The organism is Microbulbifer maximicatervae (SeqCode), assembly GCF_052467065.1.
Map to the genome: position 1 here is coordinate 4,578,461 of NZ_CP174299.1, position 13,992 is coordinate 4,592,452.

Consider the following 13,992-nt stretch of genomic DNA (forward strand, 5'->3'; position numbering starts at 1 on the left):
GCTGCCAAAGTGACTCAACAACTCTTTGAGATTGCCCTATCCCCACTTAGAGATAATGAAAGGAGCGATCAATATTTAACCTTAGCTGGTGAGGCTTTACTGAGACAGATTTTTAGCCTTCCCCTAAGTCAGGTTGGCGCCCCATATTGATGCTAGCTCTATAAAGGCTAGGTGGCGCCAATAAAAATTGTGAGATAGCTACACCTTGTTGCTCAAATACTGATTACCAAGCGTTCATGCTTTTAATCACTTTCACTCTAACAGTAACTTAAATTATTTCTGCAGTGGGCTCAATCCTGAATTCTGTTGCATGTGCCCACTTAGCTCCAGAAAACCTTAAAATGCTATAAATTGTTTGAGTCTGTTGAGTAAAGCATTGCTCTGCTTCAATACCGTCAAACACAATGGAAAATTGTTCTTTTATATGAAAGGTAAATATTACAATACTCAAAGAAAACATCATTAAACTCAATATATCACCTTTACTCTAACCTGAAACGCATATTGAATTATGTAGATAAGGAAGGTTTAAATTCCTTTAAATCTGGGGTGTAAGTATATTTGTGATCCTGGTAAAATACTTATAGCATATGACACCTATGCTTTCTCAGACCTACCCACACAAATACATAGGCAAGGTAGATTTCATTGAATACCAAAAATAACCAGTGGCTTCGATACCTATTAGACTAAAACACCGGTCAGTAATAATGAGCCAGAAAATAAGTAGCTGGTATAGCTCAAGCGCTAGCTGAATACCACATCTATACAGTCCAATATCCCCCCCCAGAGCTCAAACTTGACAGGTGCAAATCCTACCGAGGCACCCTCCTCCATTTTTCAATGGGCGCTCGATTACATTTTGAATGCGTCAATTAACTGGAGCGAAAAAATCATAAAAAGCAATTTAATCTACCAAACGGCGAGATTCAATGTATTTAGTTGCCTTCAGGAGTGACTAAACTAATGCACTATGGAAATGCTATTTGTTTACTTGTTGCTCGGCGTCATCGCGGGTACTGCGGCAGGCCTCTTGGGGATTGGTGGAGGCTTGATCATCGTGCCTGCTTTGGTGTTGATTTTTTCTGCCACGGGTATCTCCCCCCAGGTACTGACCCATATGGCGGTGGGGACCTCGTTGGCAACCATTATCGTGACTTCAGTCAGTTCGGTCTGGGCTCATAACGCTAAAGGTGCCGTTGACTGGCACCTATTTTGGATTATGACTCCTGGGATACTTGTAGGGTCTTGGCTGGGCGGCGTGACAGCAGACTTGTTACCTGGTGCTTGGTTGCAGCTATTAATTGGCGTATTTGCCATATTTATGGCCCTGCGTATGGGCTTAGGTGGATTGGCCCCGACAACCTCACAAGAAAATGGCGGTCACTTACCCGGGGCAGCACCCTTGATCTGTTCGGGGGGAGTAATCGGCTGGCTCGCAGCGATCTTTGGTATTGGTGGAGGGGCCTTGGTGGTTCCCTACTTATCGCACTTCGGTACAAAAATGCAGCGCGCTGTCGGAACCTCCGCTGCCTTTGGTCTGCCAATCGCTATTTCTGGTTCAATCAGCTTTGCAGTGCAAGGGTGGGACAATCAGTTACTACCTAAGTGGAGCAGTGGTTATATTTACTGGCCGGCTTTTCTGGGAATTGTACTTACCAGCGTGCTCTTTGCCAGGCTTGGCGCCAGCGTTGCTCACAGGATATCTGCTAAGTGCTTAAAGCTGTGTTTTGCCTTACTGCTTTGTATTATCGGGGTTCGTTTTATCTGGCAAAACTTCAATCTACTATCTCGGCTAGGCTAGACCTACTCTCTGGGTTGCTTTTAACGGATCGGAAGTAAATAGTCTATTCCCTCCAAGCATCTATTTTCAGATGCTCGCAATAGCCATTATGGTCTTAAAGACTCCCGGTCGAATTACTCTTGCCAGCCCTTCGGATTACGCGACTGAACCATACTTATAGGGAATTAGTAACACAATGATTGGTATTTACCCCTAATGCATGCCTACCAAACATTATGTACTCAAAGTGGCAAAGATTATTTTTAGCCATTGACAATCTCTACTTTCAAATTAGGAAAGACTTCGTTCCGCGTTAAACTTGCCAGCAGGTAATTGAAATTTTAAAGATGGAACTCTATTAAAATATAGGCACGAAAAAATCATATTGAATTTTACACTCAAGGTAGAGGACATGTAGACCTCAGACAAGAATACCGTGTTGCCGAGAGCACAGCGCCTATCTCGGCACAGCCCACTATATCAATCAGGCACTGACCATTTCTGAACCGGAATTTTTTGAGGCTTTGCGCAGACTTTGTGAGATAGTGGGAGCAGTACAGAAAACTTATATTTGGTTCAATAAATGCTGACATCTTAGCGCGGGCTATTGCCGATGCTTCCTCCCCTGCGCACGCTGCAACTTAGTTCAAACCGTTTAATACATTTACCTCCAGCCGCATCAGCTTTAATGGAATTTATTCCGGTAATAGATTAACCCCCTACCCTTTCACTCTTGAAATCCTTATCAAAGCGCTAGCCAGAATTATTGGTAAAAACTATAGAGTCAGCAATACCAATTAAGATAACAGTCGCCCTACTTGCCCTTCGACAAAAATTCTAGTGATTCCATGTAAAGCTTCTTCAGATGCTCAAACAGAGGGACTTCACCAGATTTCCTATCAAAATAATGCCCCTTTAGAGAAATTATTAAGTAATCCACAGAAAGGTAGATCAAGAGAACTAGAATGGCGCTCCCAATTCTAATAAGTCAAAAATGAGATTTTGTCGACAATTTCACAGATAACAATCGATTCCAATCGCACATTTACGGGCAAACTTATGAGCAAGCTATTCAGCAAGAAAACTTTGGCACTGGCATTTACAGTCATACTGGCTTCATGCGGTGGAGGTGGAGGCTCTTCTTCAGATTCGGACCCAGCCCAATCATCTGGCGACAATGGCGGGGGCCAAGGCTCTGGAGACGGAGGCGGTTCAGGTAGTGGTAGCGGCTCTGGGGATAGCGGATCGGGGACCCTTCCAGACAACGAACCTGGCACCGTGACTGTTGGCGATATAGAAACGGCAGATCTTGGGTTTGCACAGATTACTTCCCGGGATATCACATTGCCGAATGGCCAAACCAATGCCGAAGAAGTCCATGGACTCCCACACTATATAGCCAGAACAGATAGTAACCAGGATGACAATCTACAGTCTGTACCCATGCGAAGTTACACCACAGCTTGCGCAACCGACACTGATAGACCCAGGATGTTTGTTTCCAAAACCCTTAGCGAAGGTAGTGGAGAAGATGAAACCACTTATGGCACTGTTTATGAGCTGCAATATAATCCTGAAACTCTAAGCTTCGACCAAACCGGCAATACCACAATTCTAAAACAATGCTACGAAGCCCATGGTATCGCAGCTAGCGCTGATTGCTCACGGGTTGCGGTCTTGTGTAACACTGAATACCAGGCAAGCGAGCGCTATGATGTTCAAGGGGATCTGGTTGAGCAATACGGTAGCGACTGGATGAAGATGGAAAATAATATCAGTGCTATTGACGGACGTATTGAAAGGGATATCGGCCTGATGATATCTACCAATCACAGTCAATACATTGGCTATTTTACGGACCATCCCACACTAAAGTTCGAGGACTTCCTACCTGGGCTAAAAGAAAATTTCCCCGAGACCGACTTCGGCGATTCCCCGACCTTTAAGACAATTAAAGGTAACGAAATGCAAGAGGAGATGGCTTACATTGTCGATCAACTCTCTGATGCCGACTATAACGCTATGGTCGAGTATATTCGCGAGAATGGCTATAAATATAATGATCAGATCTGGCTAATGGAGTGGGATAACTTAGCGCTTAGCGAGAAGCCTGCGGCCTACGTTGTAAACAAGATGCACGGTGGTGGCCACGCCGGAGCCCAAGAGCTTATCTATGTCGAGAATGATAGCCAAGGCCGCACCAGCTACGCCTTCTCAGTAACTGCTCGGGTTTTTGATAGCAGCTATGGTGGCTCCCACTATTCTGCTGGAATGACTGTTATTGATCGCGATAACTGGTCCTTAAATATGAGTGGCAGTAATAACAGAGGCTGGTATTGGCTTTGCGGCTACGGTCATGTCTTGAATATCCGGGCATTTTATAATCCTGGTACCGAAAAATATGGAGCGATTTGCACTAGCGATGGTGGTCAATATAATCAATCGCGCGGATTAAATACTATTGCCATCAAAATGGAGGATATTTCTTCTACCAGTAGATTTGAAGGTTACTACAATTACCTGATCCCCTCCGACAATGCATTTTTCTCTAACGGAGGTGGACATACTGTAGTCCCTGTGGATGAAGATACTAACTTATCTCTCATCGTCTCCCCCAAGTACATTGATGATGAGGAAATGAATCGCTTCCTGCAAAGCGAATACGGCATTGATACCAGCACTGAAGGGCCTTTTGACCAGCAATGCTCATCCGATGATACGAACTGCTTCTTTTCCTACATGTCAAACAGCGATAATCCAACCATTTCAAGACAGGGGCTACGCAGTGGGGATGCTCTGGAATCCTCATCCCTGACTCGCATTGGTATTGCTAAAGTGGATGGTGAAGGAAGTATCGAGGGGGAAGGCTTTAAATGGCTTGTAGAAGAGCCCGACTGTCAAATCAGTGATCCACAACTTATCGACTTGAAAAATGGGCGTTACCTATTTGGCTATGCGCAATTTCAGTGTATTTCCGACAACCTTTCTTATAACCGGAGTTCCGCTAAAAATGGGGCAATGCGGATGCTTGTTCCGAAAGCCTACTATGTTATGGAAATTGATGCAGACCTAAATGTATTGGAAGGCCCTGTAAAGCTGACGAATTTTGGTTGGGGCGGACTTGACGAACCTGTCTTCATGGGCAACGGTAAAGTCGCTTGGTCATATATCAAGAACCCTACAATTGATAGTTACGGCGGCGGCAAGCAGAACGTTTGGCAAGCGATGATTTACCACTCAAATAGCGCCAATTGATTCATTCATAAAAAGTAAAACTAGCTGTGATAAAAATAGAGGCTTTTGCTTTCTATTTTTATCACACAACTGTTAGACCTCCAGAAGCTACAAAGATAAAGAAGTGCTATTCATCCATTTATCGATCGATGGCAAATCCTTGTCGAGTATAAACTCAAAACTATTGTTCCTTCACACAATGACTACTGGATCGGCAGAATAATACGGCACCAGATCAGTGTAATTGCCTGAAACTACGTACCCAGATGCAAGTATGCTAACCTCCCACCTAAATAAAATAAGTCACTGAACTACAAAAACTGAACCGCTCTTTCTTCATTGAGTATTGAATTTAGAAGTCGCTAAGCAATAAGGAAATGGCTATTACTGTTCATGTCTGGAAGCAAAAGACCGGGGATGTCGGACATGCTTCCATCACTATTGATAACACCTATATCAGCTACTGGCCCTCTTCAGTATCAAGGAAAAAGGACTTTAAAATCGCGCGATCGCACAGCCCTCCTTTCCAAGTGGTTATCGAGTTGATAGACGCCTCGAGGGCGGTGATGCGGATCAGAATATTCTTATCGATGAGCTGAATGAAACAAAAATGATTGAAGCCTGGGAAAACTTCAAGGTCGAGCAGAAGCATTACAATATGAAGGATCAGAATTGCTCGACGGTCGTTGCCTGGCTACTTGAGACTGGCTCAGGATTCACATCACCCTGAAAAGGTGGAATCAAGATCAGTGACTGGGCAGCGAGCCCTATTTACCGTATTCTCTTCCAGTTACGCTTTTTTGGTAATCATATTGATATGTGGACCCCCAATGATGGGTTAGCTTATGCGCTACAAATTCGAAGCCAAATAACCTCATGAGCCTACCGCTATTCTACTCGCCAAATTACAACATCAGCTTGCCGCTGCTTTCCAGCTTGCACCCTTTTGATGGCTGTAAATATGAGAAAGCATTGGCACTGATTAATGCCGAGTCAGAAGCGAAAATTGAGTTAAAAGTTGTTTCAGAGCCTCTTAGTCAAGACTGGCTATTATCTGTACATACGCAGCCCTATTTAGATAGCTTGCATCAATCGAAAACACTGGCTCGCGTTATAGAGATGCCGCTACTGCGCTTGCTGCCCGCAGGCGTATTAAATAAATATTTCATGAAGCCAATGCGCTTTGCAGCTGAAGGCACTTGCTTGGCGGTACAGGAAGCCTTGAGTAAGAAATCCTCTACCTTAAATCTCGGTGGAGGCTATCACCACGCATTCGCTGGTCACGGTGAAGGGTTCTGTGCTTTCGCCGATGTAGCCATTGCTATTAATCGTGCCCGCGAACAGCACCTGCTCTCACCAGATGACAATATCTGGGTAATTGACCTTGATGCCCATAGAGGGAATGGGTTTGCTGATTGGGCCATGGAGGACCCCAATATACATATCTTTGATATGTACAATATGCAAGCCTACCCCGGCTTGCACTCCGATGAGCAGGAATCTCGCTGGCCATTTTTAGTTCCCCTAAAGCAAGGAACAGATACTGAAGATTACCTCAGTCGGTTGGAGTCGGAATTTTCGGACTTCATTAAGCAGAGCCCACTGCCTAAACTGGTTATCTACAATGCAGGCACAGATATTATTGCCCAGGACAATCTGGGGGGGCTCCAGGTCAGTATCGATGGGGCCAGAAAAAGGGACCAATGGCTGGTTGACCAGATTCAATCGCTGGATGTGCCTATGGTCACCGTAACCAGTGGCGGCTACTCCGAAAACTCCTATCGTCTAATAGCAGACTTAGCGATTTACCAGGCAAAAAAGGTAACAAATTGAAGTTCTGAAGAGGCCTCTGTTATTGAGGATAATGGCCTAGCAAACAACCACTCCCTAACCCACCGGATTTTTGAGTATTTAGACACTTGATTGACGCAGGAGTACTGAGCGTCAGGTTACTCTTTGAGCTCTTTCGCCCGCAACCAAGCCAACCCGAGACCAGCAGCAACCGTAATACCCATGCCTATCACACCACGGATACCGAATTCTGTGCCAAACATAAAACGATCAGCTAACACACCGACGAGGATCGCACTGTAAAACAGTGCCCCAACGAGGTAAGCAGGTGCAACACGATTAGCGATCGTGTAAGCAAGATTCTGTGGAACAAACAGCAGTGCGGGAATCGCGAGAATCCATAGCGACGATGTTTCTACCTTCGCCCCCTCCCAGAATACAATAGATAAGCTAAAGACCAACATCCCAACAGCGAAATAGAACATGATGCGCTCAGGTGGCTCGGTCCGGCCTGCGACACCGGTTGTGATACTACCCGCTGCACGCGCTACTCCCGCCAGCAACGCAAGGAGTGAGTAGGGATTGAAAATGCCCTGAACACTGTGCTGGATCAAAATGAGGCATACGCCCAAGAATGCCAGTATAGCAAGAAAGATAATGGCGATACTAACCCGGTGACCGAGGAATACTCGGGCCACCAACATGGCAAAGAATGGATTCGTGCTTTCCAGCACCAGGGCATCTGCGATGGGTATGCCCTTGACCGCCCAATAGAAGGCAGCAAAATAGACAAAACCTGATATGGAGCGAAGGATAAGGATCTGGGGATTCACCGGCCTTATCCCCGCCACCCCTTGTCGCATCAGAAGAAACATACCCGACAATGGAGCAAGCAATATGACCTGTGCAGCCAATAGTAGAAATGGACTAAGGCCTGCACCAGAACCCAGCTTACCGGCAATACCAAGACCCCCCATCAACACTCCGCCGAGAAGAGCTAACCCAACACCCAGGGAATGATTTTGATAAGTAGATGGCAAACTGTCACTACCTTTGGCAAATAGAGGTCAAACCTGCCTGAGAGGTAATAATGATGACTTCATTTATGCATCGGGCAGGTCATTACAGAGCAGAGCACTATGTAACATTAGCCCTCCGATTGATTCATTTCCTGTTGGGCTGACCAAAGATTTTGGCGCAGTAATTACTTGCCTGCCGGCGTCAGTTTCCCTGTTACAAAAAATATGAACGTCATAATATGAAAGTTGAGTTTTGACCACTTTTAGATCAAGAGTATTAATCCTGTCCCCAGTTCTACCCCAACAGATATACAGCGTAAGCGACTGTCGGCACTTCCTTTCCACCAGACCTAATCCCAACCCAATATCTCGCTACTTCTCCTTGCGAAACCTATGGGCTTTATCGCACAAGGATGGTTGGTAGCCCTAAATTACTTCAAATTGGCGGTGGAGCGTAAGAATCTATAGACGCTCGCTTGAATATGGAAATTGTACCTACACCCTATTTATTAAACTCGCGTTATGCCTTGCCGATCGCTAACTTGTATAAATATCACTGCCCTCGGAAAATTCTCTTAGTGTCTTCATATATTTTTCCACATACTTTAGAGCGCTTTCTTTGCTAACTAGCGGTTCGCAATATCCAAAAACAAACACCCCTTCTCCATCTATTGTACAAGTCACTAGCATTATGGGGTGCTCTCCATGTGTTTGAACGGTCATAACCACACCAAAGTCAAATAACGTCAAAGGGCCCGTATACTCACCTATATCCCCTACATTGGATACGCAAATCCCAGATGGAAAGTAATCTTTTGCAGCACTAGAAGCTTTAGCCAAATGTTCGATCTCAACAAGGCTGTAATCGGGCACAAGTGGAGGTTTAAAAAAATGCCCACTTCTCAACTGCAAATAGACTTTTCTTTGAATTAAACGCGCGAGATCTAACAAGTCGAGACTAGTTTCATCTGAGGATAAGGATATAGTTAATACAGTTGTACATTCCCCGATAACATCTCGATCTATCTGGCGTTTACACAAGTACTGTGCATTTATAGGTAACATTAACTCTGTTGTTGAGCAGAAACCTGGTAATGACCGGGCAGCGATAACAGCAATGGCATTATAAATAGAGGTAACCTGAACATTCCCATGCTTTGAAAGTAAGTGTAAATGGGAGCATAATTTTTTGGGGAGGACACGATACATAGAACATCCCTTTCGAAGGGAAGCGTTTACTGCCTGCTCTACAGGCCACTTTGAAGAAACATCATTTTTGTCACCAACTGCCGACTTTCTTTTTTTAAGATGCTTTATGGAACTAACATAATCCACCACCGATTTTTGCATTATCGAAGCAGAGAATTTATCTTCCGCCCCCCCTCTCAAGTACCGATCCAAATCTCTAACCAAGAGTAATAAGGAGCGTCCATCCATGGCAGCATGGCTTACCATAAAAGCAATCCACTTTACTTCTTCATCCTCATTCACATAAACCGTGAAACGATAAGTATACTTATCTAGCTTAAGAACTTTACTTCCTAATCGCTTGAACTCTTCCTGATAATTTAAAGGCAATGCACCATGCTTTATTTCAAAAGGTATCGCCTTAAAAGCTACATCACAGAACCAATAAGCATGATGATTTTTTTCTATACGAGAACGGAGCATTGGGTGCAGGTTATGGAGGTATTCCATTCCCTTTAGCAATTCTTCGACGCCGAGAGACTTACATGCCCTGAAAAAGACAGCCAGTTGAACCGCACCGTTTGACTTTTCGGTCAACTCTACAAAAAGTGCCTCCTGAGCCCCAAGCTTACGAAAAGGTTTTACTTTTTTCATTGCAGGCTCTTCCCAGTAGGGAGATCACTGCCGACAGTATAGAACAAGAAAGCGCTATTGCCACATAACATCTATAAAAATCGATTCAAGATAACCACGAGACATGCACAAAAAAACATAGCTGTAAACGCCAAAAACAAGGCTCACATAGCTTAAGAAACTTGCAAATCGCCTAGAAAACCCACATCGCCGCACTCCAGATATACTCGAATATAGTTAGACAAAAATAAAACTATACGCTAAACAACCTTCACCGCCATCTACATTCAGTCGAAGTACTAAAGCTTATATCCGTATATCCTAGCAACAATAACTGGGCACGAAGTTGATCAATGGCAACTGGAGTGGGCCGATAATGGCCAGAACAGGTGTTAACAAAAACTATCTTTCCACCCTCCGCAACAATCTCACCCGCAGCTGCAACACTGCCTCCTGCCAGAAACGTCGAATGAGCAAAGACTGGCTTTGGATAAAAGTAACTTGAATATATATTCCCATTTTTATCCATAACATAGATAGCAGCTCTACCATTATAGTCTTCTGCCTGTTGTGCACGCCTAGTATCAAAAAGCTCACCAGTAGAGTCATAAATCTTCCCATCCATCACCGATAGTTTCGTCCCCTCTCTCTGGAGATCGGTGTAATAAATAACATATGCAGGACACATATATTTAAATTTTTCAAGACACCTTACATCTTCACCCTTGTATTTTGAATGAAGCTCAAAAAGCCTGTAGTTTTTTATTTTTGAATTACCATGTACCGCAACACTAGAGCTACTTTCATTAGCCCTATTCGTATCGTTCATAGTAAAAGTCCACAGGGAGAAACCTTCTGGTGCACACCTGCCCCCATTCACCCCATGATAATTACATGTATTTTCACCCGACCACCAGTCAGTTGGTCTAGGTAATACACTATTGGAAAGACCTACTTCCATTAAGTATTCTGGCATTTCATTTACTTTACTGCTCTCAACTATAAATGCCCTATCACGGTAAGTCATACCGCTTGAGGGCTGACCACAATGGAGCGCAGTCAAAAGCACAGCAATAACTTTCTTTAGATTCTTGACGACCATTAACGGTAACTCTTTCGCAACTGTAAAGGGCGGGAGAATACAGTGGTCTTAAAACGCACTGTGAATAGGTGTTTATGAGCTTTCAGCCGCCATTTATGCCTATATTGTCCCGCACGCGCTATATTTTCCTTCGCAAATTTAGGGTATTCAGTCATCAAAACCCACTTTAAGATGAGCACCCAAGACTAAACAGCAGGACCTGATACAGAAGAATAAATAGTGGGGCGACCTCCAAATCAAAATAGAAATGGTCTCCCTAGATGCTCAAGCCGCAGCATTCAACCAACTTAAAGTATCCCTCCACAAACTATCTTCGTAGCGCGCCGTGAAGAAACCAAAATGACCTATTGGCTTTGTATCCACGGCTTTAGCATTCACAATCTGTATTTCAGTATTTGCATTACAATAGAACGCCTTGAGAGCCTTCACAGCCTGCAGTGGAGCAAAATCTATATCATCATCTATGTATAGAAACTTCATATTGCACTCTAGACGGGAGAAGCCATCTCGTACGGGGCTACCTCTCTGGTCAACAATATAATCTTTATGGCGCGCCCAGTAGGCCCACTGCCGGGCAACACCTGCGGGTAAACTTTCACCTCCGAGGAAAAGGCCTGGAACCTGCCCCAAAATATTTGATAAGAGCGGTATCATAGCGAACCAAGCAAACATTATTTTGGGCCTCTGACGCAATCCCCAGTGACCCCAATACCCGCTTTGGGAGGATACACAGTAGACACTAGCAAGTTGGGTATTGTTATCTGCGAAGCCAATAATTTGGCCCCCTACACTATGCCCCACACAATGCCAGGTTAGCGTTTTGTATTGGCTAGTAGACCAATCGATAACAGTGGCCAAATCGTACTCTCCCCACGCGCTCATAGATAGTCGGGAGTCTCGTTGATTGGCAACCGCAGACTTACCTATACCTCGATAGTCATAGGTCACTACCAAGTAGCCATTCTTAGCCAGGAATTTTGCAAATTCAGCATAATAGCCCTGCTTGACCGCCGTAGCCGAATTTATGATTACCCCCGCTTTAGGCGGACCTTTTGGTGAAAATAGCGTTGCCCCGAGAGATAGGCCATCCTGAGTTACTATTCGACATTCTTCAATCATTACTTGAGACCTCCATGTCTTGGTCTAATACAAAATTTATGAGAGGACCCAGCACCACATCTGGAGCCTCCAGCTCAGGGAAATGTCCAGCTTCTGCTATGCGTAGTAGAGAGGCCTCCGGGATCATATCCAAACTTGAATGCTTACAAGTACATTTATGAGAAAGGTCCCGCTCCCCCCAAAGAAATAAGGCTCTCACTGTTAAGGGTTTGGAGAAAAGAGTACCCTGCAAAGGAGATTCGCCGACTAATAATCGTTGAAAAGCTGACGCCAGATTAAAAGTTGCTCCATGTTGGTAGGCTTGTTGGGCCAATTCATTAAACGGTGTGATCAGCTCACTCCTCCCTAGCGCAGCTTCAAACCAGGCAAGTGTTCGCTTACGTTTCAGAGCTTTTAGCAACAGCTGACTTAAAATTGGCTTGCTCAGCAATCCTCGTGGATCTCTCCCCTCCTTCCATCTCAACATTTCTCCCCAGCTCGGTACTTGAGATAGCACTATGTGGTCAAGCAAATCTGGACGCTTGTACGCAAGTGCAATTGCTCCAAAGCCGAGTACGCATGGAGCAACAAGCGTCACACATCCAAGGGCAAGGTTTTGTAAAAACACCTCGGTAAGGCTAACCAAAGATGCAAAGTTATAATCAAGACTCGTTGAAGGAATGGAAAAACCAAAGCCAGGTGGTTCAAATATTACAACGGTGAAATCACTTGGAACTTGGCTTACAAGATAGTCATAATGCTCAATAACAACTGGCGGATCTGCTTCAAAAACAATTACACGGCTGCCTCGCCCTATCTTTCGATAGCGAATCACACAAGAGCCCAAATCCATAAACTGAATACCATCTCTTGAGTGAGCTGCGTACCCTTTAAGGGTTTGACTTTTAAGCAAACTCGGCACAAAGCCATCTATAACTGCCGATATCATACTCTGGCCACCTGATTACTTTAGATACTCAATCAGATAATCCTAGGGAAGTGACAACACTGCGACAAATGGGTTTTTCCTTAGGCTCAGGCAAGAAAATCTTGTCTGGGAAAATAAAGCTAGGTGATTAACCTTCTAGGGAATGGACAACTTCTATAAACCAGCGAACAAATCCTTCAATAATTTCGTTACCCTCCAATGACTTGCTAAAGGCAAGATACAAAGGAGCCAGCTCACTGAATTTTTCAGGGTAGAGTAGTTCAAGCTCTCCAGATCTGACTTTAGGCGTTAGTGCGGGAAAGTATCCCATTGCGACTCCCAACCCTTGCTCGGCCATCTCGAGTACGGGTTGTAAGCCATCACAAGTCAGCGTCTCATTGAATTCAACTGATAAGCCCCAATCTGCCGACCATCTTTGCCAACCCAGCTTATCTGTAGACAATTGGATCTGATTTGCTCGATCGCTCTTCAAGTAACCCGGCGCGCAAACCGGTGAAATTCGCACCCTTGAGATCTCCCGGTAACACAAATCATCATTCGACTCCTTGTCATAACGTATAGCAACCTGCAGCTCGCCAGGGTCTATGCTGGCGCGGGCGATTTGAGACTCAATACTAATACACACTGTGGGGTATAGCGCTTTAAAGGATTTGATATTTGGGGCGAGTACTGTATTGGTCAGAAATGGAATACTGTGGATGGTAAGTGTTTTATTTTGATCCCGCGCAAGTAAATCCAAAGTTGCCCTTCGAATCACTTCCAGTGCCTTGGCAATTTTCAGATGGTATTCCCTACCAATACCCGTAAGTTCAATAGTTCGATTGAAACGAATAAATAGCTTGGTTTGCAACTCCGCCTCCAGCGCTCGTATCTGGTGCCCAACAGCGGAGGGTGTTACATGAAGCTCTTGTGCAGCGTCCTTGAAGCTTAAGTGCCGAGCGGCTGCATCAAAGGTTACCAGCAAGTTAGTCGAGGGAAGTTTCCGCATGAAGAATACTGTGATGCCATACCATTATTTTGTGAATGGCAGATTATCATGGGTACTACAGGCTCCCTCAACGTGTTAGCTGCCAAAATTGAGGAGAATCTAGCCCAAAACAACCCCTCCCGTTGGAGCGGTTACGCTTGAAAGCAACTCCAAACTCACCTCCCTCCTGCAAGCCCCTCTATCTGATCTAATGTAAACACATCCCCT

The 13,992-nt window shown here is 44.7% G+C and carries 9 protein-coding genes; 3 read left to right on the top strand and 6 right to left on the bottom strand.

Annotation, left to right across the window (positions count from 1 at the left end; all coding sequences use genetic code 11):
• Nucleotides 1–973 precede the first annotated feature (973 nt).
• From ACJJI1_RS20260 to ACJJI1_RS20270, 3 genes are all read left to right on the top strand, one after another.
• On the top strand, nucleotides 974–1,804 hold the full coding sequence (locus ACJJI1_RS20260) for a sulfite exporter TauE/SafE family protein (protein WP_444957811.1): 831 nt from the start codon (nucleotides 974–976) through the stop codon (nucleotides 1,802–1,804).
• Nucleotides 1,805–2,842: 1,038 nt separating this feature from the next.
• Nucleotides 2,843–5,038 (top strand): hypothetical protein, encoded by a 2,196-nt coding sequence (locus tag ACJJI1_RS20265; RefSeq protein WP_444917256.1) that lies wholly within the window; start codon nucleotides 2,843–2,845, stop codon nucleotides 5,036–5,038.
• A gap of 855 nt (nucleotides 5,039–5,893) precedes the next feature.
• Entirely contained in the window at nucleotides 5,894–6,850 is a 957-nt protein-coding gene (locus ACJJI1_RS20270) for a histone deacetylase family protein (RefSeq protein WP_444957812.1), read from the top strand.
• A 116-nt stretch (nucleotides 6,851–6,966) separates the two neighbouring features.
• Here ACJJI1_RS20270 and ACJJI1_RS20275 read toward each other — a convergent pair whose 3' ends face one another.
• The 6 genes from ACJJI1_RS20275 to ACJJI1_RS20300 all read right to left on the bottom strand — a co-directional run bounded on the left by ACJJI1_RS20275 (nucleotide 6,967) and on the right by ACJJI1_RS20300 (nucleotide 13,785).
• The gene (locus ACJJI1_RS20275) at nucleotides 6,967–7,785 is read right to left on the bottom strand and encodes a DMT family transporter (protein WP_444957813.1); all 819 of its coding nucleotides are present in this window, start codon (nucleotides 7,783–7,785) and stop codon (nucleotides 6,967–6,969) included.
• 579 nt (nucleotides 7,786–8,364) lie between these two features.
• Nucleotides 8,365–9,669 carry a hypothetical protein gene (locus tag ACJJI1_RS20280; RefSeq protein ID WP_444957814.1) on the bottom strand — a complete coding sequence of 435 codons (1,305 nt, stop codon included), beginning with the start codon at nucleotides 9,667–9,669 and terminating at the stop codon, nucleotides 8,365–8,367.
• Nucleotides 9,670–9,919: 250 nt separating this feature from the next.
• Nucleotides 9,920–10,750 carry an IQM protein middle domain-containing protein gene (locus ACJJI1_RS20285; RefSeq protein ID WP_444957815.1) on the bottom strand — a complete coding sequence of 277 codons (831 nt, stop codon included), beginning with the start codon at nucleotides 10,748–10,750 and terminating at the stop codon, nucleotides 9,920–9,922.
• A 264-nt stretch (nucleotides 10,751–11,014) separates the two neighbouring features.
• On the bottom strand, nucleotides 11,015–11,869 hold the full coding sequence (locus tag ACJJI1_RS20290) for an alpha/beta hydrolase family protein (protein ID WP_444957816.1): 855 nt from the start codon (nucleotides 11,867–11,869) through the stop codon (nucleotides 11,015–11,017).
• Nucleotides 11,862–12,797 (bottom strand): alpha/beta fold hydrolase, encoded by a 936-nt coding sequence (locus ACJJI1_RS20295; protein ID WP_444957817.1) that lies wholly within the window; start codon nucleotides 12,795–12,797, stop codon nucleotides 11,862–11,864. Before ACJJI1_RS20295 ends, ACJJI1_RS20290 begins: the two co-directional genes overlap by 8 nt.
• Nucleotides 12,798–12,924: 127 nt before the next feature.
• Entirely contained in the window at nucleotides 12,925–13,785 is an 861-nt protein-coding gene (locus ACJJI1_RS20300; protein ID WP_444957818.1) for a LysR substrate-binding domain-containing protein, read from the bottom strand.
• Between the last annotated feature and the right edge of the window lie 207 nt (nucleotides 13,786–13,992).